Annotated in this window: 22 protein-coding genes; 9 read left to right on the plus strand and 13 right to left on the minus strand. The window is 75.4% G+C overall.

The window, feature by feature from the left end; genetic code table 11:
* Positions 1-21 precede the first annotated feature (21 nt).
* From E5225_RS09670 to E5225_RS09685, 4 genes are all read left to right on the plus strand, one after another.
* The gene (locus E5225_RS09670) at positions 22-1,476 is read left to right on the plus strand and encodes a GuaB1 family IMP dehydrogenase-related protein (protein WP_135973460.1); all 1,455 of its coding nucleotides are present in this window, start codon (positions 22-24) and stop codon (positions 1,474-1,476) included.
* Entirely contained in the window at positions 1,473-2,186 is a 714-nt protein-coding gene (locus E5225_RS09675; protein WP_135973459.1) for a type 1 glutamine amidotransferase, read from the plus strand. Before E5225_RS09670 ends, E5225_RS09675 begins: the two co-directional genes overlap by 4 nt.
* 71 nt (positions 2,187-2,257) lie before the next feature.
* Entirely contained in the window at positions 2,258-2,896 is a 639-nt protein-coding gene (locus E5225_RS09680; RefSeq protein WP_135973475.1) for an NUDIX hydrolase, read from the plus strand.
* Positions 2,893-3,789 (plus strand): aminoglycoside phosphotransferase family protein, encoded by an 897-nt coding sequence (locus E5225_RS09685; protein ID WP_135973458.1) that lies wholly within the window; start codon positions 2,893-2,895, stop codon positions 3,787-3,789. Before E5225_RS09680 ends, E5225_RS09685 begins: the two co-directional genes overlap by 4 nt.
* Positions 3,790-3,891: 102 nt before the next feature.
* On the opposite strand, the gene E5225_RS09690 is transcribed toward E5225_RS09685, so the two are convergent.
* Together E5225_RS09690 and E5225_RS09695 are read right to left on the minus strand one after the other, a co-directional pair.
* Positions 3,892-6,711, minus strand: coding sequence for an aconitate hydratase (locus tag E5225_RS09690; RefSeq protein ID WP_135973457.1), 2,820 nt, complete (start codon positions 6,709-6,711; stop codon positions 3,892-3,894).
* A gap of 311 nt (positions 6,712-7,022) precedes the next feature.
* Positions 7,023-7,199: a translation initiation factor 2 gene (locus E5225_RS09695; protein WP_135973456.1), complete on the minus strand. Its 177-nt coding sequence runs from the start codon at positions 7,197-7,199 to the stop codon at positions 7,023-7,025.
* Between the two features lie 302 nt (positions 7,200-7,501).
* Here E5225_RS09695 and E5225_RS09700 point away from each other — a divergent pair, with 302 nt between their 5' ends.
* On the plus strand, positions 7,502-8,773 hold the full coding sequence (locus E5225_RS09700) for a pectate lyase (protein ID WP_135973455.1): 1,272 nt from the start codon (positions 7,502-7,504) through the stop codon (positions 8,771-8,773).
* Between the two features lie 135 nt (positions 8,774-8,908).
* On the opposite strand, the gene E5225_RS09705 is transcribed toward E5225_RS09700, so the two are convergent.
* Positions 8,909-10,171 (minus strand): class I SAM-dependent RNA methyltransferase, encoded by a 1,263-nt coding sequence (locus E5225_RS09705; RefSeq protein WP_135973454.1) that lies wholly within the window; start codon positions 10,169-10,171, stop codon positions 8,909-8,911.
* Positions 10,161-12,164, minus strand: a complete 2,004-nt coding sequence (locus E5225_RS09710; RefSeq protein WP_135973453.1) for an APC family permease — start codon at positions 12,162-12,164, stop codon at positions 10,161-10,163. Before E5225_RS09710 ends, E5225_RS09705 begins: the two co-directional genes overlap by 11 nt.
* 102 nt (positions 12,165-12,266) lie before the next feature.
* Between E5225_RS09710 and E5225_RS09715 the strand changes: the two genes are divergently transcribed.
* Positions 12,267-12,917: a potassium channel family protein gene (locus E5225_RS09715; RefSeq protein ID WP_135973474.1), complete on the plus strand. Its 651-nt coding sequence runs from the start codon at positions 12,267-12,269 to the stop codon at positions 12,915-12,917.
* Entirely contained in the window at positions 12,914-13,588 is a 675-nt protein-coding gene (locus E5225_RS09720; protein ID WP_135973452.1) for a potassium channel family protein, read from the plus strand. Before E5225_RS09715 ends, E5225_RS09720 begins: the two co-directional genes overlap by 4 nt.
* Here the strand turns inward: E5225_RS09720 and E5225_RS09725 are convergent.
* The 4 genes from E5225_RS09725 to dut all read right to left on the minus strand — a co-directional run bounded on the left by E5225_RS09725 (position 13,521) and on the right by dut (position 16,082).
* Positions 13,521-14,285, minus strand: a complete 765-nt coding sequence (locus E5225_RS09725) for a DUF3159 domain-containing protein (RefSeq protein WP_341765643.1) — start codon at positions 14,283-14,285, stop codon at positions 13,521-13,523. The two genes, E5225_RS09720 and E5225_RS09725, sit on opposite strands and share 68 nt — an antisense overlap.
* A gap of 4 nt (positions 14,286-14,289) precedes the next feature.
* A complete protein-coding gene (locus E5225_RS09730; protein ID WP_135973451.1) occupies positions 14,290-14,658 on the minus strand; it encodes an OB-fold nucleic acid binding domain-containing protein in 369 nt (122 codons plus the stop codon).
* Positions 14,655-15,473, minus strand: coding sequence for a DUF3710 domain-containing protein (locus E5225_RS09735; protein WP_243738217.1), 819 nt, complete (start codon positions 15,471-15,473; stop codon positions 14,655-14,657). Before E5225_RS09735 ends, E5225_RS09730 begins: the two co-directional genes overlap by 4 nt.
* An 87-nt stretch (positions 15,474-15,560) precedes the next feature.
* A complete protein-coding gene (dut, locus tag E5225_RS09740; RefSeq protein ID WP_208012534.1) occupies positions 15,561-16,082 on the minus strand; it encodes a dUTP diphosphatase in 522 nt (173 codons plus the stop codon).
* 98 nt (positions 16,083-16,180) lie between these two features.
* On the opposite strand from dut, the gene E5225_RS09745 reads away from it, so the two are divergent.
* Positions 16,181-16,699 (plus strand): DUF3093 domain-containing protein, encoded by a 519-nt coding sequence (locus E5225_RS09745; protein WP_135973449.1) that lies wholly within the window; start codon positions 16,181-16,183, stop codon positions 16,697-16,699.
* Positions 16,700-16,808: 109 nt separating this feature from the next.
* Here E5225_RS09745 and E5225_RS09750 read toward each other — a convergent pair whose 3' ends face one another.
* The gene (locus E5225_RS09750) at positions 16,809-17,108 is read right to left on the minus strand and encodes a DUF4193 domain-containing protein (RefSeq protein ID WP_135973448.1); all 300 of its coding nucleotides are present in this window, start codon (positions 17,106-17,108) and stop codon (positions 16,809-16,811) included.
* A 249-nt stretch (positions 17,109-17,357) separates the two neighbouring features.
* Positions 17,358-18,230, minus strand: a complete 873-nt coding sequence (locus E5225_RS09755; protein ID WP_135973447.1) for an inositol monophosphatase family protein — start codon at positions 18,228-18,230, stop codon at positions 17,358-17,360.
* 172 nt (positions 18,231-18,402) lie between these two features.
* Between E5225_RS09755 and sepH the strand changes: the two genes are divergently transcribed.
* On the plus strand, positions 18,403-19,473 hold the full coding sequence (gene sepH, locus E5225_RS09760) for a septation protein SepH (protein WP_135973446.1): 1,071 nt from the start codon (positions 18,403-18,405) through the stop codon (positions 19,471-19,473).
* A gap of 101 nt (positions 19,474-19,574) precedes the next feature.
* Here sepH and E5225_RS09765 read toward each other — a convergent pair whose 3' ends face one another.
* The 3 genes from E5225_RS09765 to E5225_RS09775 form a co-directional block, all read right to left on the minus strand.
* On the minus strand, positions 19,575-20,258 hold the full coding sequence (locus E5225_RS09765) for a thymidine kinase (protein ID WP_135973445.1): 684 nt from the start codon (positions 20,256-20,258) through the stop codon (positions 19,575-19,577).
* 62 nt (positions 20,259-20,320) lie between these two features.
* Positions 20,321-21,481 (minus strand): alkaline phosphatase family protein, encoded by a 1,161-nt coding sequence (locus E5225_RS09770; protein ID WP_135973444.1) that lies wholly within the window; start codon positions 21,479-21,481, stop codon positions 20,321-20,323.
* Positions 21,478-22,050 carry a DUF5998 family protein gene (locus E5225_RS09775; RefSeq protein ID WP_135973443.1) on the minus strand — a complete coding sequence of 191 codons (573 nt, stop codon included), beginning with the start codon at positions 22,048-22,050 and terminating at the stop codon, positions 21,478-21,480. The genes E5225_RS09770 and E5225_RS09775 overlap by 4 nt, the downstream gene beginning before the upstream one ends.
* Between the last annotated feature and the right edge of the window lie 8 nt (positions 22,051-22,058).

A 22,058-nucleotide genomic window follows, 5' to 3' on the forward strand; every position in this document is an offset into this window, starting at 1 on the left:
TGCGCCGGAAAGGGGATCCCCATGCGCTTCCTCCCGGGCCACGCGCCCACCTCCGACCTCACCTACGGCGACGTGTTCCTCGTGCCGTCGCGCTCCGAGGTCACCTCGCGCTTCGACGTGGACCTGACGAGCGTCGACGGCACCGGCACGACCCTCCCGCTGGTGGTCGCCAACATGACGGCCGTCGCCGGCCGCCGCATGGCGGAGACGATCGCGCGGCGCGGCGGCATCGCGGTGCTGCCCCAGGACACGCCGACCGACGTCGTCGCGACCGTGGTCGCGAGCGTCAAGGCGCGCCACCCGGTCGTCGAGACCGCGACCGTCGTCGGCCCGCACGACACCGTGCACGCGGCCCTGACGCTCATCGCCAAGCGCGCGCACGGCGCCGCCGTGGTCGTCGACGACGGGCGCCCGGTCGGCGTCGTCACCGAGGCCGACTGCCGCGGCGTCGACCTGTTCACGCAGGTCGGCCAGGTGATGACGCCCGAGCCGACGACGCTCGAGCTCGCGGTCGTCGAGGAGCACGGCGTGCACGGCCTCGAGGAGGCCTTCGAGAAGCTGCACCGCGAGCGGCGCCGCTTCTCCCCCGTGGTCCACGACGGCCGCCTCGTCGGCGTGCTCACGCGCGTCGGCGCCCTGCGCTCGTCGATCTACACGCCCGCGCTCGACGCGCGGGGACGCCTGCGGATCGCCGCGGCGGTCGGCATCAACGGCGACGTGAAGGCGAAGGCGGCGGAGCTGCTCGAGGCCGGCGTCGACGTGCTCGTCGTCGACACCGCGCACGGCCACCAGCGCAGGATGCTGGACGCGCTCGCCGCCGTGCGCGCGGTGGACCCGCAGGTGCCGGTCGTCGCGGGCAACGTCGTGACGGCGGCCGGGGTACGGGACCTGGTCGAGGCCGGGGCGGACATCGTCAAGGTCGGCGTCGGTCCCGGTGCCATGTGCACGACGCGCATGATGACGGCCGTCGGGCGGCCGCAGTTCTCGGCGGTGCTCGAGTGCGCCGCCGAGGCCCGGCGCCTCGGCCGGCACGTGTGGGCGGACGGCGGCGTGCGGCACCCCCGCGACGTCGCGCTCGCCCTCGCCGCCGGCGCGTCGCAGGTGATGGTCGGGTCCTGGTTCGCCGGGACCCACGAGTCCCCGGGCGACATGCACACCGACAGCCAGGGGCGCCTGTACAAGGAGAGCTTCGGGATGGCCTCCGCGCGGGCCGTCGCGGCGCGCACGCGCGGCGGCTCGGCGTTCGAGCGCGCCCGCAAGGCGCTGTACGAGGAGGGCATCTCGTCCTCGCGCATGTACCTCGACCCGCGGCGCCCCGGCGTCGAGGACCTCGTCGACCACATCACCGCCGGCGTGCGGTCCGCCGCGACGTACGTCGGCGCGACGAACCTCGAGGAGCTCCACGAGCGCGCGGTCGTCGGCATCCAGTCCGCCGCGGGCTACGACGAGGGCCGGCCGCTGCCGGACGGCTGGTGACCGGGCCGCGCCGGGTCCTCGTGCTGACGCACGCACCGCACGAGGGACCCGGCCTGATCGGGCGTGCCCTCGGCGGCGTGCCGTACAGCGTGCGGACGGTGCTCGACCGGCCCGAGCCGCAGCTGCCGGCGGTGAGCGAGCTCGCCGGGCTCGTCGTCATGGGCGGGCCGATGGACGCCGACGACACCGCGGGCCACCCCGGTCTCGCGGCCGAGCGCGCGCTCCTGCGTGCCGCCGTGGACGCGGACGTCCCGGTGCTCGGCGTGTGCCTCGGGGCGCAGCTGCTGGCACTGGCCCTCGGCGCCGCGCTGCACCGGCGGACCGCGCGCGAGGTGGGCTTCGGACCGGTCGAGGTCCTCGCGGACGACCCGGTGCTGGGCGCGCTCGGTGCGGTCGGCACCGCGCCGACGGTCCTGCACTGGCACTCCGACGAGGTCGACCTGCCGGCCGGTGCGACCCTGCTCGCGTCGTCCGCGGTCACGCGCGTGCAGGCGTTCCGCGCGGGCAGCGCGGTCGGGCTCCAGTTCCACCCGGAGCTCGACGCGGCGATGCTCGACCTCTGGCTCGCCACGCCCGACATGGTGGGCGACCTCGACGAGGGCGAGGCCGACGCGATCCGTGCGGCCGGGGCACGGCACCTGCCGGCGCTCGTGCCGGCGGCCGGGGCCGCGTTCGGGGCGTTCGCCGACCTGGCGCGGGACCGCACGTGAGCGCACGGGACGGGGCGGTCGCCGGCCGGGGCGGCGACGCCGCCGCGGGCGCGCGCGAGGAGCTGCGCCGGATGGTCGCCGCGGGCGTCCGCTGGCCCGGCGACCCGACCGGCCTGCGGCTCGACCCCGCCCGGGTCCGGCGCGCCGCGGTGCTGGTCCTCTTCGGCGTGCTCGACTCGGTCCCCGCCCACGAGCGGAACGACGGCCACGTCCCCGCCGACCTCGACGTCCTGCTCCAGCGGCGCGCCACGACGCTCGGCCACCACCCGGGCCAGGTCGCCTTCCCCGGCGGCGGCATCGACGCGGACGACGACGGGCCGGTCGGCGCCGCGCTGCGCGAGGCCGTCGAGGAGACCGGGCTCGAGCCGGGCGGCGTGGAGGTCCTCGGCACCCTCGGCGACGTCCCGCTGCCCGTGAGCAACAACGTGGTGACCCCGGTCGTCGGCTGGTGGACCACCCCCTCCCGCGTCGCCGCGGTCGACCACCGCGAGGCCGTGGACGTCTTCCGCGCACCCGTGGCGGACCTCCTGGACCCGGCGCGGCGCGCGGTCGTGGTCCACCCCGTGCCGCGCGGCCGCACCCGCACCCCCGCGTTCGAGCTCGACGGCGGCGTGCTGGTCTGGGGCTTCACGGCGATCGTCCTGTCGGGGATCTTCGACGCCCTCGGCTGGACGGTGCCCTGGGACGAGGGCCGTACGGTCACCCCGTGACCGCCGCGCCGCTCCCCCGCCACCCCAAGATCGAGGTCGACGTCGACGCGGACCTGGCGCGCGCCCTCCTCGCCGAGCAGCACCCCGACCTCGCGCACCTGCCGCTGCACGGGCGCACCCACGGCTGGGACAACCTGACGTGGCGGCTCGGTGACGACCTGGCGCTGCGGTTCCCCGTGCGTGCCGTCTCCGCCGAGCTCGTCGAGCGCGAGCAGCGGTGGCTGCCGCTGCTCGCGGACCGCGTGCCCGTCCCGCTGCCCGTACCGCTGCGGGTCGGGCGCCCGGGCGCCCGCTACCCGTGGTCGTGGAGCGTCGTCCCGTGGCTGCGCGGCGACACGGTCGCCGCCACCGAGCCGGCGTCGCGCACGGCGTGGGCGGCGCAGCTCGCCGACGCGCTGTCGGCCCTGCACACGCCCGCGCCGCGCGACGCCCCGCCCAGCCCGCACCGCGGCGTCCCGCTCGCGGACCGTCACGACGTCGTGACCGCGCGGTTCACGGCCGCGACACCGCACGTGGACGCGCTGCGCGCCGCGTGGCGGGACGGGCTCGCCGCCGCGCCGTGGGCCGGGCCGGCGGTGTGGCTGCACGGCGACCCGCACCCGGGCAACCTCGTCAGCCGCGACGGCGCGCTCGCCGGCCTGCTCGACTTCGGCGACCTCACGTCCGGCGACCCGGCGAGCGACCTCGCGACCGCGTGGCTGACGTTCGACGCCGACGGCCGGGCCGCGTTCCGTGCGCGCTGCGACGCCCTGCGCGGCTGGGACGACGCGACGTGGCTCCGCGCCCGCGCCTGGGCCGCCGCGCTCGTCCCGGTCCTGCTCGCCCACCCCGACGAGTACCCGCTCATGGCGGCCGTGGGCCGCCACGCCGCGGCACAGCTCGCCCCCCGCTGACCTCGGTCCGACCCGCACCCGCGCCGGGCGCCGAGCTGTCCCGGACGCACGACGGCCCGCCGGCACCCGAGGGTGCCGACGGGCCGTCCGCCTGCCGCTGCGTCAGCCGACGAGCGAGCGCAGGACGTACTGCAGGATGCCGCCGTTGCGGTAGTAGTCCGCCTCGCCCGGGGTGTCGATGCGCACGACCGCGTCGAACGCGACGACCGAGCCGTCGACCTTGGTCGCGGTGACCCGCACCGTGCGCGGCGTGGTGCCCTCGTTGAGCGCCGTCACACCCGCGATGTCGAAGGTCTCCGTGCCGTCGAGCCCGAGCGAGTCCGCGGTCTCGCCCTCGGGGAACTGCAGGGGCAGGACGCCCATCCCGATGAGGTTGGAGCGGTGGATCCGCTCGAACGACTCGGTGATCACCGCGCGCACGCCCAGCAGGCTCGTGCCCTTGGCCGCCCAGTCGCGCGACGAGCCCGACCCGTACTCCTTGCCGCCGAGGACGACGAGCGGGACGCCCGCCTCCTGGTAGGCGACCGACGCGTCGTAGATCGACGACTGCTCGCCCGTGAGGTGGTTGACCGTGAAGCCGCCCTCGACGCCCGGCACGAGCTGGTTGCGCAGGCGGATGTTGGCGAACGTGCCGCGGATCATGACCTCGTGGTTCCCGCGGCGCGAGCCGTAGGAGTTGAAGTCGCGGCGGTCGACGCCGTGCTGGGCCAGGTAGAGGCCGGCCGGGCTGTCCGCCTTGATCGAGCCCGCGGGGCTGATGTGGTCGGTCGTCACCGAGTCGCCGAGCTTCGCCAGCACCCGCGCGCCGGAGATGTCCGTGACCGGCTCCGGACGGGCGCCCATGCCGTCGAAGTACGGGGGCTTGCGCACGTAGGTCGACTCGGGGTCCCACGCGAACGTGTCGCCCTCGGGCGTCGGCAGCGCGCGCCACCGGTCGTCGCCGGCGAACACGTCCGCGTAGTCGTCCGAGAACATCTGCCGGTCGATCGACGCGTCGATCGTCGCCTGCACGTCCTCGGGCGCGGGCCAGATGTCCCGCAGGAACACGGGCTCGCCGGCCTCGGTCGTGCCGAGCGGCTCGTTCTCGAAGTCGAAGTCCATCGTCCCAGCCAGCGCGTACGCGATGACGAGGGGCGGCGACGCGAGGTAGTTCATCTTCACGTCGGGGTTGATGCGGCCCTCGAAGTTGCGGTTGCCCGAGAGGACCGAGACGACCGAGAGGTCGTGCTCGTTCACCGCCGCGGAGATCTCGTCGGCGAGCGGGCCGGAGTTGCCGATGCAGGTGGCGCAGCCGTAGCCGACGAGGTGGAAGCCGAGCTTCTCGAGGGACGGCCACAGGCCGGCCTTCTCGTAGTAGTTGGTGACGACCTGCGAGCCCGGCGCCATCGACGTCTTGACCCACGGCTTGGCCGTGAGCCCCTTCTCGACCGCGTTCCGGGCGAGCAGCGCCGCCGCGAGCATGACCGACGGGTTCGACGTGTTGGTGCAGCTCGTGATCGACGCGATGACGACGTGCCCGTGGTCCAGCTCGGTCGTCGTGCCGTCGGCGAGTGTGACGGGGACGCGGTTGTGCGGGCGCCCCGCCGTGTCCCCGCCCTCGACCTGCGAGGGCTTGTCCGAGCCGTCCGCGTGCTCACCCGCGGCGATCGGGTCGGAGGCCGGGAACGTCTCGACGACCGACTCGTCGAGACCCGTGAGCGCCGGCGTGCCGTGCACGTCGACGTAGTCGAGGATCGACGTCGCGAACGACTCCTTGGCCGCCGACAGCTCGATGCGGTCCTGGGGGCGCTTGGGCCCGGCGATCGACGGGACGACCGTCGACAGGTCCAGCTCCAGGTACTCGGAGAAGACGGGCTCGACGTAGCCGGGCGCCTGCGGGTCGTGCCAGAGGCCCTGCTCCTTGGCGTAGGCCTCGACGAGCGCGAGCTGCTGCTCCGAGCGGGCGGTCAGGCGCAGGTAGTCCATCGTCACCTGGTCGACCGGGAAGATCGCCGCCGTCGAGCCGAACTCGGGGCTCATGTTGCCGATCGTGGCGCGGTTGGCCAGCGGCACGGAGGCGACGCCGTCGCCGTAGAACTCCACGAACTTCCCGACCACGCCGTGCTGGCGCAGCATCTGCGTGATCGTGAGGACCACGTCGGTCGCGGTGACGCCCGCGGGGATCGTCCCGGTGAGCTTGAAGCCGACGACGCGCGGGATGAGCATCGACACCGGCTGCCCGAGCATGGCGGCCTCGGCCTCGATGCCGCCGACGCCCCAGCCCAGCACGCCGAGGCCGTTGACCATCGTCGTGTGCGAGTCGGTGCCGACGCAGGTGTCCGGGTAGGCGCGCAGGGTCCCGTCGACCTCGCGGGTCATGACGCCGCGCGCGAGGAACTCGATGTTCACCTGGTGCACGATGCCGGTGCCGGGCGGGACGACCTTGAAGTCGTCGAACGCCGTCTGGCCCCACCGCAGGAACTGGTAGCGCTCACGGTTGCGCTCGTACTCGAGCTCGACGTTGCGCTCGAACGCGTCGCGGCGACCGGCCACGTCGATCTGCACCGAGTGGTCGATCACGAGCTCGGCCGGCGCGAGGGGGTTGATGCGGGACGGGTCGCCGCCGAGGTCGCCGACGGCCTCGCGCATCGTGGCGAGGTCGACGACGCAGGGCACGCCGGTGAAGTCCTGCATGATCACGCGGGCGGGCGTGAACTGGATCTCCGTGTCGGGCTGGGCCTGCGGGTCCCACCCGGCGACGGCGCGGACGTGGTCCGCGGTGATGTTCGCGCCGTCCTCCGTGCGCAGGAGGTTCTCGGCGAGGATCTTCAGGCTGTACGGCAGCCGCTCCACACCGGGGACCGCGGAGAGTCGGAAGATCTCGTACGAGTCGTCACCGACCTCGAGCGTTCCCTTCGATCCGAAGCTGTCGACGCTGCTCACGTGGGCTCCTTCGCTGGCGAGTGGCCGGGCGGTCTGGGAGGCCCGGCGAGGGCGGCCGGCGTCCGGCCAGGACCGGGCGGCACGGCCTCGGGACGGCGCGGCCGCTGCCACCGGCAGCGGGCAGCCGTCCAGATATCTTGATGTCGAGATACATCTTACCCGCTCCGCGCCGGGACGTGCACGCACACGCGCGGGCGGAGGCCGCACCGGCGGCGCGCCACCCCGCGCACACCCTGAGACGCCACGACGGGCGACCCGCGGCGCGGGCCGCCCCTCGGCGTGGCGCGTGCCGGCCGCAGCCGGCATGCGGCTCAGCGGGACTCGGACTCGGCCGCGAGCCGGACGGCCTCGGCGGCCCGCCGCTCCGCCTCGACCGCGCGCTCGTGCGCCCGGTGGTCGTACTCGGGCGTGCCCTGCTTGTGCAGCTCCTGCGTCACGATCCGGCTCGCCTCCGCGAGGCGCTGCCGCGGGTCCTGGCTCTCGCTCATCGTGCACTCCGTCCCGGCCGGTCCGCGCCGCCGCGGACGTCACCCCCACGCTAGGACCGTCCCGGGTGATTGGCGAGGGCGCCGGGACGGGCCGGCCGCACCGCCGCGCCGGGCCGCGTGCGCCAGTACAACGATGAATGGTTTCGGGCCCGTTGGCCCTCTTCCCGCGGCCGGAGCGCGTTCCCTACGGTGCGACCCGAGGCGGAAAGCGCTTCCGCGCAGCATGGGCCGCCGGCCCGCGCCGCCCCCGGCGGGCCGCCGGACGGCGCCGACGCGCGCGCCCCAGGAGGAAGGGATCGCCGATGATCCAGCACAGCAGGGTCCGATCGCGCCTGCACCGCACCCTCGCGGCCGCCGCCACGGCGCTCGCCGTCGGTGCGGCGGCACTCGTCGGGGCCGCCCCGGCCAGCGCGGCGAGCGTCGACACGAACGCGTGGTACGTCCTCGTGAACCGCCAGAGCGGCAAGGCCATGGAGGTCCGCGACTTCTCGACCGCGGACGGCGGCGTCGTCCAGCAGTGGACCCGCAACGACGGGGCCTGGCAGCAGTTCCGGTTCGTCGACGCCGGGAGCGGCTGGTACCGGCTGCAGAACCGGCACTCGGGCAAGGTGCTCGACGTGTGGGAGTGGTCGACGCAGGACGGCGGACAGATCCGCCAGTTCACCGACCTGAACGCCACCAACCAGCACTTCCGGCTGAGCGACTCCGAGGGCGGGCGGGTCCGCCTGCTCAGCCGGCACTCGGGCCGCGCGGTCTCCGTCACGAACCGCTCCACCACGGACGGGGCGACCATCACCCAGGTCGCGGACGGCAACCAGTACAACCAGCAGTGGCAGCTCGCGAAGGTCGGGGCGGACGGCGGCACCACGACGCCGCCGCCGAGCGGCGGAGGCACCTTCCCTGCGTGGCCCTCGGCGGCCGGGCAGGTCAAGGTCTCCTCGACCATCAGCGTCTCGGGCACCCGCGACCTGGGCCTCGTGCGGCACTACGGCATCTCCTCGGGGGACCAGGACGAGTCCCAGCCGCCGATGTTCCTGCTCGAGGACGGCGCGGTGCTCAAGAACGTCATCATCGGCACCGGCGCCGGGGACGGCGTGCACTGCACGGGCACCTGCACCCTGCAGAACGTCTGGTGGGAGGACGTCGGCGAGGACGCCGCCACGTTCAAGGGCACCTCCGCGTCGCAGACCATGACCGTGGACGGCGGCGGAGCGCGCGGCGCCTCCGACAAGGTGTTCCAGCACAACGGCCCCGGCACCTTCGTCATCAGGAACTTCCAGGTGAGCGACTTCGGCAAGCTCTACCGGTCGTGCGGCAACTGCTCGAAGCAGTACGCCCGCACCGTCCGGGTGGAGAACGTCCAGGTCACGGCGCCGGGCAAGTCGCTGGTCGGGATCAACTCCAACCTCGGCGACCGGGCCACGCTCTCGGGCGTGACGATCCGGAACGACTCCTCGAGGAAGATCGTCATCTGCGAGGAGTACCGGGGCGTGACCTCCGGCGAGCCGTCGAAGATCGGCTCGGGCCCCAGCTCCGCGTGCGGCTACAGCGCGTCGTCGATCACCTACCGGTGACGTCGCGCCCGCACCTGCCGGCGCGCTGACGGGGCACGGCGGCAGGTCGCGGGGGGACCCGCAGCGCACGAGGGGACGGCGGACAGGGTGTCCGCCGTCCCCTGCGCACGGCACCCTCGCCGGTCCCCCGGGGCCTCAGCGGGTGAGGACCGCGACCGCCTCGAGGTGGTGGGTGTGCGGGAACAGGTCGTAGCCGGTGACCTCGAGCCCGGTCCAGCCGTGCGCCGCGAACAGCGCCACGTCACGCGCGAGCGCCGCGGGGTCGCACGCGACGTACACGATCCGCTCCGGCCGCAGCGCGGCGACGGCGTCCACGACCCCGCGCCCCGCACCCGTGCGCGGCGGGTCCAGCACCACGACGTCGGCGCGGGCCGCCACGGGCGCTCCCCCGCGCCCCCGCAGGGCGTCCGCGACGTCGCCGGCGTGCAGCTCCACCTGCGGGCGGTCGTGCGCGTTGCGGCGCGCGTCGCGCACCGCGCGCGCGTCGCCCTCGACGCCGACGACGCGGCCCGACCCGCCCACCGCGTCGGCCAGCGGGAGCGAGAACAGCCCGGCACCCGAGTACAGGTCCAGCACGGTCGCGCCCTCGACGTCGCCGACGCCCCGCAGCACCTCGCGGACCAGCAGCGCGGGCCCCTCGCGGTGGACCTGCCAGAAGCCGGCACCGGCGACGCGGTACTCGTACCGGCGGTCGTCGAGCAGCACCTGCTCGCGCACGGCGGCGCGTGCGTTCGGGCGCGTGTCGGGTCGGCCGCGCTGGCGGTCGAACGGCGCGCCGTCGACGAGGACGAGCGCCGAGGAGCCGTCCGCCGGCGCGACCGCCTCGATGCGGCTGCCCGCCGGCCAGCGGGCGGAGAACAGGTCGAGCGCCGCGATGTCGTCGCTGGCGAGCGGCATGCTCGTCAGCGGCACGACGTCGTGCGACCGGTGCCGGCGCATGCCGGCGCGCCCGCTCGCGTCGGCCACGAGCTCGATGCGCGTCCGCCAGCCGAGACCGCCACGCCCGTCGTCACCGGGCGCGGCCAGCACCTCGGGCGTCAGGTCCAGCCGGGCGAGCCGCTGGAGCTGCTCGGCGAGCACGGTGGCCTTCCACGCGCGCTGCGCCGGCAGCGCGACGTGCGCCAGCTCGCCGCCGCCCACGCCGCCGGGGCCGGCCTCGGGCCACGCCGACGGCACCCGGTCGGGCGACGCCTCCAGCACCTCCACGGCGTCGGCGCGCCAGAACTTGGCGGTCTCGCCGGCGTCCGTCAGTCGCGCGCGCACGCGTTCCCCGGGCAGGGTGTGCCGCACGAACACGACGCGGCCCTCGTACCGGGCGACGCAGTGGCCGCCGTGGGCGACGGGCCCGACCTCGAGCTCGACGACGTCGCCCGTCGCGGGCGTGATGTCAGATGACACGCTTCACCGGTCCTCGCACCGTGTCCTCCAGGCCTGTCTGCCCCTCGCTCGACGCGAGCTGCCACGGCACGGAGGCCACGACCACGCCCGGCGTGAACAGGAGGCGGCTCTTGAGCCGCAGCGCGCTCTGGTTGTGGAGCAGCTGCTCCCACCAGTGCCCGACCACGTACTCGGGGATGTAGACCACGACCAGGTCGCGGGGGCTGTCGCGCCGGATGGAGCGCACGTACGTGAGCACCGGGCGGGTGATCTCGCGGAAGGGCGAGTCGAGCACCTTCAGCGGCACGGGCACGTCCGCGGCGTCCCACTGGGCGCGCAGCGCCGCGACGTCGTCCGGGTCCACGCCCACGGTGACCGCCTCGAGCACGTGCGGCCGCGAGGCGCGTGCGTAGGCGAGGGCCCGCATCGTCGGGCGGTGCAGGTGCGAGACGAGCACGACCGCGTGCACGCGGCTCGGCAGCGCGCGCGCCGCCTGCATGTCGTCGCCGAGCGCGAGCTCCTCGCGCACCCGCTGGTAGTGGCTGTGCACGCCCTGCATCGCGACGAAGACGACGCCCATCGCCAGGATCGCGATCCACGCGCCCAGCATGAACTTGGTGGCCAGCACGATCACCAGGACCGTGGCCGTCATCGCCAGGCCGACCGCGTTGATGAGGCGTGAGCGGACCATGCGGGCACGCGCGCGGGGCTCGGGCTCCGTGCGCAGCGCGCGGGTCCAGTGCCGCACCATCCCGAGCTGCGACAGGGTGAACGAGACGAACACCCCGACGATGTAGAGCTGGATCAGGCGGGTGACCTGCGCGTCGAAGACCCAGATGAGCGCCACCGCGGCCGCCGCGAGCGTGACGATGCCGTTCGAGAACGCGAGCCGGTCGCCCCGGGTGTGCAGCTGGCGCGGCAGGTAGCCGTCGCGCGCCAGGATCGAGCCGAGCACGGGGAACCCGTTGAACGCCGTGTTCGCCGCCAGCACGAGGATGAGGCCCGTCACGGCCGCGACGAGCACGAACAGCACGTCGAGCCCCTCGAACACCGAGGCGGCGAGCTGGCTGATCACCGGGTGCTGCACGTAGCCCTCGCCCACGGGGACGCCGTCGCGCAGCAGCTGCTCCGCGGGCCGGTCGGCGAACCGCACCCCGGTCGCCTGGGCCAGCAGGAGGATCGACATGATCATCGTCGTCGACAGCGCGCCGAGCAGCATCAGGGTCGTCGCCGCGTTGCGCGACTTCGGCTTCCGGAACGCCGGCACCCCGTTGCTGATGGCCTCCACGCCGGTCAGGGCCGCGCAGCCGGAGGCGAAGGCGCGCAGCACGAGGAACCCGCCCGCCAGCCCGACGAGCCCCTGCTCGAAGCCCGCCTCGGCCGCGACCTCCAGCCCCGCGCTCTCGGCGGGCGGCAGCGTGCCGGTGAAGTAGCGGAACGCACCGACGACGGCCAGCGAGCCCATCGCGGCCATGAACAGGTAGACCGGGATCGCGAACATCGAGCCCGACTCCTTGACGCCCCGCAGGTTCACGAGCGTCAGCAGCACGACCAGCGCGATCGCGAACGAGGTCTCGTGCCCCCGCAGCGCAGGGATGGCGGTGGCCGCGTACTGCGCGCCGGACGAGATGGAGACCGCCACCGTCAGGACGTAGTCGACGAGCAGGGCGCTCGCGACCGTCACGCCCGCCTTCGGCCCGAGGTTGACGGACGCGACCTCGTAGTCGCCACCACCGGAGGGGTAGGCGTGCACGTTCTGGCGGTAGGACAGGACCACGGTGACGAGCACGGCGACGACGCCCAGACCCACCCACGGCGAGATGGTCAGCGCGGCCAGGCCGGCGATGGACAGCGTCAGGAGGATCTCGTCGGGTGCGTACGCGACGGACGACAGGGCGTCGGACGCGAACACCGGCAGCGCGATGCGCTTGGGCAGGAGCGTGTGGCCGAGCCGGTCGCTGCGGACCGGACGGCCGAGCACGAGCCGCTTGGCGGCGTCTGCGAGGTCCGACACGAGGAGCGATCGTATGCCCCGTACGTGATCGGCACGCACCGGGCGGGGAGCGGTCGCCGCGGGCGGGCGGGTATAGCGTGACCAGCTGTGCACTTCGTGATCATGGGCTGCGGCCGCGTCGGGGCCACTCTGGCGCAGTCGCTGGAGTCCCGCGGGCACTCCGTGGCCGTCATCGACCAGTTCCCCGACGCGTTCCGGCGCCTCGACTCCGAGTTCACCGGCAACAAGGTGACCGGTCTCGGGTTCGACCGGGACACCCTGCGCACGGCCGGCATCGACGAGGCGTACGCGTTCGCGGCGGTCTCCGACGGCGACAACTCGAACATCCTCGCGGCGCGCGTCGTGCGCGAGACGTTCGGCGTGCAGAACGTCGTCGCGCGCATCTACGACCCGCACCGCGCGGAGATCTACCAGCGCCTCGGCATCCCCACGGTCGCCACCGTGCGCTGGACCGCCGACCAGGTGCTCCGGCGGATGCTGCCGATGGGCATGACCGACGAGCACCGTGACGCGTCCGGCCAGATCCAGCTCTCGCAGGTGGACCTGCACCCCGGCTGGTACGGCCTGACGGTGCGCGCGCTCGAGGACGCGTCCGGCGGCCGCGTCGCCTACCTCACCCGCTACGGCGACGGCGTCCTGCCGACCGCCTCCACCGTCCTCCAGGAGAACGACACCGTGCACATGCTGCTGCGCGCCGACGACGCGCCCGCCGTCGAGCGCGTGCTCACCACCGCCCCGGCGGTGACCGCGTGAGGGTCGTGATCGCCGGCGCCGGATCGGTGGGGCGCTCGATCGCGCGCGAGCTGCTCGCGCACGACCACGAGGTGACCCTCGTGGACCGGCAGCCGTCCGCCATGCGGATCGCGCAGGTGGCCGAGGCGGAGTGGCTCCTGGCCGACGCGTGCGAGCTCCCGACGCTGCGCCAGGTCCGCGCCGACGAGTGCGACGTCATGGTGGCCGCCACGGGCGACGACAAGGCGAACCTGGTCATCTCGCTGCTCGCGAAGACGGAGTTCGGCGTGCCCCGCACGGTCGCGCGCGTCAACAACCCCAAGAACGAGTGGATGTTCGACGGCGCCTGGGGCGTGGACGTCGCCGTCTCGACCCCGCGCATCATGACGGCGATGGTCGAGGAGGCCGTCGCCGTCGGGGACCTGGTGCGGATCTTCACGTTCCACCAGTCGAAGGCCGACATCCTGGAGCTCACGCTGCCCGAGGACTCGCCGCTGGCCGGCGTGCGCGTCGGTCAGATCACGTGGCCCGCGGACACCGTGCTCGCCGCGATCGTCCGCGACACGCGGCCCCTCGCACCCAGCGCGGACGACACGCTCGAGGGCCGCGACGAGCTGCTGATCGTCACGGGTGCGGACGCGGACGAGGAGGCGCTGGAGCGCCTGCTGACCCGCGGACCAGCATCCAGCTGAGCCACAGCGTGAGGGCCGTCAGCGGCAGGCCCATCGCGAGCTTCGCCGTGCCCAGCCAGGCGACCTCGCCCGCGAGGAACAGCGGCAGCTGCACGGCCAGGCGCAGCCCGAACATGCCCACCCACGGCCACGTCGCGAGCGCGTAGCGGCGACGCCGCACCGGGTCGCGGCGCCAGTCCACGACGACCGACCAGGGGCCGCCCGTCAGGGGACCGTCGTTGCGGAACATGCCCACGACGAGCCCGACGAGCGGCCAGCCCACGAGGACGGTCACGAGCGTGCCCACGAGGTACGCGCCGTTGACCCACAGGCCGTACGCGAAGTAGTCGGTCGCGTCGCCGGTGCGCCACGCCCACACCACGCCGACGCCGACGCCGAGGACGCCCGAGAACGCCTGCGTCACCGGCGTGCGCTGCACGAGCCGGGCCAGCACGGCGAGGACCGCCGCGCCGCCCGCGGCGACGAGCGCGGGCGTCAGCTGCTGGCCCGTGACCAGGTAGACGACGACGAACAGCAGGCCCGGCGCGATCGTCTCGACCATCCCGCGGACGCCGCCCAGGGCGTCCAGGGCGGAGAACTGCTCCGCCGTGATCGCCCGCATGCCGCGCGCGCCGCCGTCCTCGGGCGGCACCAGGTCGTCGACGGCGTCGAGCAGGGGCGCCTGGTCCGCGGGCCGCTCGTGGGGCGTCTCGCTCACGCGGTCACTCCCCCGGCCGGGGACGCAGCTCGTAGCGGGGGTTGAACAGCGTGCGACGCCCGTTCACGCGGCACACCAGCCCGTCGACGCGCAGGCGGCGCCCCGGCTCGATGCCGGTGATCTGCCGCCGGCCGAGCCACACCAGGTCGAGCGTGCCCGACCCGTCGTAGAGCTCCGCCTGGAGCGCCGGCACGCCCTCGCGGGGGCGCAGCGTCACCGAGCGCAGGACGCCCGACACCGACGCACGCGTGCGGTCCGTCAGCTGGTCGACCGCACAGCAGCCCGGCACGGCGAGGGCGTCGGCGCGCTCCTCGTCGGCCTCGATCTCCGCCTGGGAGGCGAGCGCCTTGTGGACCCGGTCCTTGAGCGTCATCGGATCTCCGTGATCTCGGGGCCCCGTGCGGGGGGCTGGAACCGCGGCGCCGGGGGCGACGCCGGTGCGGCCGGCGTCGGGGCGCCCTCCGGCAGCCTGAGCGCGAGGAGGTCCCGCGGCGGGCGGGGGTCCTGCCCGCGCACCACGACGATCTGCCCGAAGAGGTCCTCGAGCGCGCGGGCGGCGTCGGGCTCGACCGCGGCCTTGCCGGTGATCACGCCGCGCAGGAACCAGCGCGGGCCGTCGGCCCCGATGAACCGCGCGGGCCGGTGCCCCGTGCGCCCCTCGGGGGTGCGGACGGGCAGCCGCGCGAGCAGCTCGCGCCCGAACGGACCGGGCAGGTCGTCGACGGTGCCGCCCTGCTGCGTGACGGACTGCGCGATCTCCTCGCGGATCTCGTCCCAGATGCCCTCGGTGCGCGGCGCCGCGAACGCCTGGACCTGCAGCGACGAGCCCTCCAGCAGCACGGACGCCGCCGACACGACGTTGGTCGCCTTGTCGATCTCCAGCCGGACCTCCATGCCGGGGACCCCGGGCAGCAGGATCGCGCCGAGGTCCACGCGCGGGAGCTCCGGCAGGGCGTCGGCCGCGTCCCAGGGGCCGACCCGCGCGGAGTCGCCCGCCGCGACCTGTGCGCCACCGGACGGCGCGCCACCCGACTGCGGACCGGGGGCCGGGTCCGGCCCGTCCGACGGCTCGACGTCCCCCGGGGCGTCAGCCTCGGCGCCGTCCGGCGCCGGCGTGCCCGGGTTCGCGGCGACGTCGGCCGCGTCGGCCCCCTCGGCCTTCTTCGGCCCCCGACGGAACAGACCCACGATCCCCACTCCTTCGACCGGCGCGTGCGCGCCCTCGTCCATGATCAACGTCGCCGACGACGACGGTAGTTCCGTCTCAGGCGATCCTCAGGCCGACGGCGTCGCCGCGCCCCACCCGCCGCTCGACCCGAACCCGCCGGTGCCGCGCACCGACGCGGGCAGGTCGTCCACCTCGACGAACTCCGCACGCTCGACGCGCTGCACCACGAGCTGGGCGATGCGGTCGCCGCGGCGCAGCTCCACGGCGTGCGCGGGGTCGGTGTTGTGCAGCGTGACCGCGATCTCCCCGCGGTACCCGGCGTCGACCGTGCCGGGCGCGTTGAGCACCGTGAGCCCGTGGCGGGACGCGAGGCCCGAGCGCGGGTGCACGAAGGCGGCGTACCCCTCGGGCAGGGCGATCGCCACACCCGTCGGCACGGTGTGCCGCCCCAGCGGCGGGAGCACCACGTCCTCGCGGGCGACCAGGTCGGCGCCCGCGTCACCGGGGTGCGCGTAGGCCGGGGCCGGCAGGTCGGGGTCCAGTCGGCGCAGCAGCACCGGCACGGCGGCGACTGCCCGCGCCGGCCCGTCGTCCGCTGTCGCCGCGTGCTCGCGGGCGGTCTCCGTCACGGGGGCCGACCCTACCCCCCGGCCGCCGGGCGCCACACCCACGGGCGCCACCCCGTGCACCCCGCCACGTCGCGGGTCGACGATGAGATCCTGGGGTCATGCCCGCACCTGCCGACCGCCCCGCCTCCACCGACGCCCCCACGACCCGTCCCGCCTTCCGCGAGCGGCTGTGGCCCGGCCCGCTGGGCTGGGTGGGGGTCGTGCTGTTCGGCACCGTCCTGGGCGTGGCGATGCTGCCGGTCGACGACCTGCTCGCCATCGTCGTCGCGGTGCTGGCCGTCCTCGGCGGGCTGGCCGTCGCCGTGCTGACGACGCCGCTCGTCCAGGTGGAGCGCGGCACCCTGCGCGCCGGCACCGCCCGCATCCCGGTGCGCCTGCTCGCGCAGCCGCGCGCGCTGACGCGCGAGGAGCTGCGCGTCGAGCTGGGACCGGCCCTGGACGCCCGCGCGTACGCGTGCCTGCGGTCGTGGATCGGCACCGCCGTGCGCGTCGAGGTGCGCGACCCGCAGGACCGGACGCCCTACTGGATCGTCTCCACGCGGCGACCGCAGGACCTCGTCGCCGCGCTCGGCGGCCGTGCGTCCGACGGCACGGCGTCCGACGGCACGGCGGGCTGAGCGGGCCGCACGCCGGACCCGCCCGGAGCGGGCAGCACGCTCGGCGAGAACGCAGTCGGCCGGTCACCCCGTGAGGGTGACCGGCCGTCGACGTCGGGCGTGGTGCAGGTCAGGCGGCGCACTCCGAGCAGACGGGCTGGCCGTCACGCTCGTAGGCGAGCTGGCTGCGGTGGTGGACCAGGAAGCACTTGGAGCACGTGAACTCGTCGGCCTGGCGGGGAAGGACGCGGACGGAGAGCTCCTCGCCGGACAGATCTGCTCCGGGCAGCTCGAATCCCTCGGCGGCCTCCGTCTCGTCCTCGTCCACCACGCCCGAGTTCTTGTCGGAGCGCCGGGCCTGGAGCTCCTGCAGCGAGTCCTCGCTGAGGTCCTCCTCGGTCTTGCGCGGGGCGTCGTAGTCGGTTGCCATGTGTGGCGTCACACTCCGTCTTCTGCCGTGGGGTCGTGTACGCGGGCTCAATGCCTCACGGCACTTTTTTGTTCCCCCGCGGGGACGGATTGTGCCCCACCCGGAGGGCCGATGCGACACGGACACGTGACCATGTCGCCGCAGGTGACACGGGCCACAGGCCGGAAAGCGCACCCACGCGCCGGGGCGCCGGCGCGTGGCCCCTCGCCGGCTCGCGGGTGGCCGGCGTAGGCGCACCCCGGGGGCACGTCAGGCGTCGTCGTCGCGGTCGGCGCCGAGCTCCTCGAGCAGGGCGACCAGGTCCGCCACGCGCTCCGCCGGGCCGGCGACGGCCATGGCGCTGCCGGCGGGACGCCCGCGCAGGCCTCGGACCTCGCCCCCGGCCTCGAGGACGACGAGCGCCGCCGCCGCCATGTCCCACGGCTGCAGGCCGCGCTCGTAGTGCAGGTCCAGCCGGCCGTCGGCGACGGCGCACAGGTCGAGCGCCGCGGAGCCGGCACGGCGGATGTCGCGCACCCGGGGCAGCAGCTCGACGAGCACGCGCGCCTGCGCCCGGCGGCGGGCGGCGACGTAGCCGAACCCGGTCCCCACCAGGCACTCGGCCAGCGGGGCCGGCGGGCCGAGCCGCAGCGGCCGGCCGTTCGCCCGGGCCCCCCGGCCGCGACCGGCCGTGTACGTGCGGGCCTCGGCCGGCGCGTGCACGCACCCGGCCAGCACGGTCCAGGTGGCCGGGTCGGGCGCCGTCCCCGCCGCGGCGGCCTGCGGGTCGACCACCGCCGCGAGGCTCACCGCGTACGCGGGGATGCCGTACAGGTAGTTCACCGTGCCGTCGATGGGGTCCACCACCCACGTCACGCCCGAGCCGCCCGCCCGGTACCCGCCCTCCTCGCCGAGCACGCCGTCGTCGGGCCGCAGCTCCGCCAGCGCCGCACGGACCAGCTCCTCGCTCGCGAGGTCCATCGCCGTGACGACGTCGACCGCGCTCGACTTGGTCGCGGCCACCCGCAGGTCCGCCGGCCGCCCCCCGTGCACGAGCGCGCCGGCACGGCGGGCCACGTCCGCGGCGACCGCCACCAGCGCGTCGACCTGCTCGGGCGTGGACACGGGACTCGTCGCGGTCATCCGCCCATCCTGCCGCAGGCGTTCGCGGCGACCGGGCGGGCCTCGTCCGGGGACGCACGCCCGCCCCGCCCCGCCGCGATGTGACGCAACCGGGTGACGGCGCACCGGGGCGAGGTGCACGCCCCCGCGTCTGATCGGTGGCAGTCTCCTCCGTGGAGCCCGGGGAGGTCGGATGGGTGAGCTGGAGCTGGTCGGTCTGCACGAGGACGGGGAGCACCTGGTCCTCGTCGCGCCCGACGGGCAGCGCTACCGCGTGCGCATCGACGAGCCGCTGCGCGCGGCCGTGCGACGCGACCGCCCGCAGCTGGAGCAGCTGCGCGCGGAGCAGGCGGGGACGCTGACGCCGCGCGAGATCCAGGCGCGCATCCGCGCCGGCGCGACCGCGCAGGAGGTCGCCGAGTCCTCGGGCGTGCCCGTCGAGTCCGTGCGCCGCTACGAGGGCCCCGTGCTCGCCGAGCGCGAGTGGGTCGCCGAGCAGGCGCGCGCCACGCGCGTCGGCCGCGACGCCGACGCGCCCGTGCTGGGCGACCTCGTGACGGACCGGCTCGCGGCGCGGGGGGTCGACCCGACCTCGCTCGCCTGGGACGCCGCCCGCGACGGCACCGGCCCGTGGACCGTCGTCGCGAGGTTCGTCGTCGCCGACGCGCCGCGCGAGGCCCGGTGGACGTACGACGCCGTGGGCCGCGCCGTCGTGGCCGTCGAGGACGAGGCGCGGTGGCTGTCCGAGACCGAGCTCGACGAGCCGGTGTCGCGGCGCCACCTGGCGGCCGTGCGCGACGTCGTGTTCGACATCGACGCGATGTCGCCGAGCACCGAGCCCGCACCGCCCCTCGAGGCACCCGAGCCGACGCACGTCCTGCTCGACGAGCTGCGCTCGCGGCGCGGCGTCCGGCAGCCGCTCGAGACCGACGGCGAGGACGACGAGGAGTTCGAGGGCTTCGGCCCGCAGCACGCGTTCGACTTCTCGGGCGCGGGCCCCGACGACGCGTCCGCCCCCGGAGCGCACCCGCTCGACGCCGACCCGGACCGCGAGGCCGTCGTGCTGACGCCGCCGCGCCCGGAGCGTCGGGAGCCGCCCGCCCTCGCCGGGCCGGCGCCGACGGCGCCCGGACCCGTGCCGGCGTCCGAACCCGTGACGCAGGCGGACGCGGCGGAGCGGCCCACGCCCGAGCGCCGTGCGCGACGCACGCGCGCGAAGGTGCCCAGCTGGGACGAGATCGTCTTCGGCGCGAAGCCCGAGTAGAGCGGGCCGCGGGCGGCGACCCTGCCGGGCGGCGACCAATTGCGCCCGGCGCGCAGCGCGGCTGCGGCGGCGTGCGCCCGGCCCGCCCGCGGGCCGGTGCGTCAGGCGTCGGTGCGGTGCGGCGACGTCTCCTCGAAGAGCGCGTGCTCGGCCGGGCCCGCCACGGCCCGCGCGGTGGCGACCGTCATGCGCCGCACGTGGTGCCGGCGGCACAGGACCTCGTAGGCGACCTCGGCGGCGTGCTCGCGGTCGTCGGCCTCCACGTCGCCGACGACGACCTGCTCGCCCTCGACGACCATGACGCCGCCGACCGTGCGCGCGTTGTGGGTCGCCCGCGCGCCGCACCAGCACAGCGCCCGCACCTGCAGCACCTCGACCCGGTCCGCGAGCTCGACGAGCCGTGCGGACCCAGGGAAGAGCCGCGCCCGGAAGTCGGTCGTGATGCCGAACGCGAAGACGTCCGCGGACAGCTCGTCGACCACCCGGGCGAGCTGCTCGACCTGGGCGGCCGTGTAGAACTGCGCCTCGTCGACGACGAGGTAGTCGACCGGGCGGCCGCGGGTGCGGCGCGTGACGACCTCGGCCCAGAAGTCGGTCCGGTCGTCGACCTCCTCGGCGGTGCGGCGCAGGCCGAGCCGCGAGGAGATGGTCGCCGTGCCGGCGCGGTCCTGCCGGGTGAACAGCACGCCGTCGCGCCCGCGGGCGGCGTGGTTGTGGTGCATCTGCAGCGCCAGCGTCGACTTGCCGCAGTCCATCGTGCCGGAGAAGAAGACCAGCTCGGCCACGCGTCAGCCCTCCCCTCGTCGCGTCGCCCCGCGCGCCGTGGCACTGCCGGCGGTCGCACCGGTCATGCGTGCACCAGGAGGGGCACGAGCATCTCCCGCGCGGTCAGGGACCCGTGCACCCCGACGAGCGCGATCGAGGCGGGCGTCTGCGTGCGCGAGTCGACGACCGTCGCGGCGCCGGTCATCGCCACCACCACGTCCCCCACCACGGGCCGCACGTGGTCCGCGACGGGCCCGAACCAGCCGGCCCGCACGGCGTCGTCGCGCGTCGTGACGATCGCGTCGTCCGCGAGCGCGGTCCGCCACCGGTCGGCCACGGCGGCCGGGTCCGCGCCGGGCTCCAGGTGCAGGTGCAGCGCGCGCGGCTCGCCCGCGGTGAGGGCGACGCCCTCGCGCAGCAGGGGGTCGGTGCCGACGTCGCGGCGCAGCGCCGGTTCGACGTCGACCATGCCGTGGTCGGCGGTGACGACGAGGAGCGTGCCCCGGGGCAGCGAGCGCGCGAGGCGCGCCAGCGCGGCGTCGAGCTCGGCGAGCGCGTCGCCCCACTGCCAGGAGCCCCAGCCGTGGTGGTGCCCGGCCTTGTCGACCTCGCCCCAGTAGAGGTACGTGAGCCCGGGTGAACGCAGCGAGCGCACGGCGGCGTCGACGCGGTCGTCGAGCTGCTCGGCCGCGACGTACGCGGGCCCGCGCAGCGCGGCGTTCGTCAGCCCGGAGCCGGCGAACCGCGCGGGACCGACGCTCACCACCGGCAGGCCGGCCGCCACCGCGCGCTCGAGCACGGTCGGCTCCCGCTGCCACGTGCGCGCGTCCGGCAGGTCCGTCCAGGAGACGAGGTTGCCGAGCCGGCCGGTGGCGGGCACACGCACCGTGTACCCGAGCATGCACGTCGCGCCCGGCCCCGCACCCGTGCCGAACGTGCCGAGCGCCGTGGCCGTCGTCGACGGGAACGTCGTCACGAGCGGCTCGGTGCCCGGCAGCAGGGAGCGCAGGAACGGGGCGTGCCCGCCGCGCTCGACGAGGTTGAGGTGGCCGAGGCCGTCGACGAGCACGACGCACGCGCGCTCGACCAGCGGCAGCCCGAGCGCGTCGCGGGCGGCCGCGCCCCCCGGCAGGTCCGTGCCGAGGGCTGCCACGACGGCGGGCAGCACGTGCGCCAGCGACCGCGTGCCGGACCCGGGGAGGACGAGCTCCTCGGCGTCCCGTGTGACGGGCCCCGCGCTCACCGGCGCGCCGACGCGGCCGACAGCGTCCGCCCGAAGGCCATGGCGGCACGCACCGCGTCACGCCCCTCGGCCGCTGCGCTGACGCGCACGACGACGTCGTCGGGCGTGAGCGTGCCGGTCAGGCCGTGGTCCGCGTCGCAGGAGGGGTCCGGGCAGCTCGCGGGCTCGAGGTCGACGCGCTGCACGGCCCCCCAGCCGATGGCGAGCGTCAGCTCGGTGGCACCGTCGCCCCGGCGGTGCTCCTGCGGGTTGGGCACGACGTGCGTCACCGCCACCGAGCGCAGCTCGGACAGCGGGACCGCCTCCGTCGTCGCCGACGCGCTGGCCGACGGGTGCTCGGAGTCCGCGGGGTGGTCGTCCACGTGCGCCACGACGAGCCGCGTCGGGGTCAGCGCCAGCACGGTGACGTGCCGGCGGACCTCGTTCGCGTCGAACGTGGTCTCGGGATGCACCAGGTGGGCCACCACGTCCTCGCCGGCGAGGGCGAGGTCGAGGACGTCGCTCACGAGCTCCGGGTAGTAGCCGGCGCGGTGCAGGTCGTGCTGGAGGGTCGTCGACGGAGCGGGCACGGGTCCAT

Origin of the sequence: Cellulomonas shaoxiangyii (assembly GCF_004798685.1) — a bacterium.
Taxonomy (GTDB): domain Bacteria; phylum Actinomycetota; class Actinomycetes; order Actinomycetales; family Cellulomonadaceae; genus Cellulomonas; species Cellulomonas shaoxiangyii.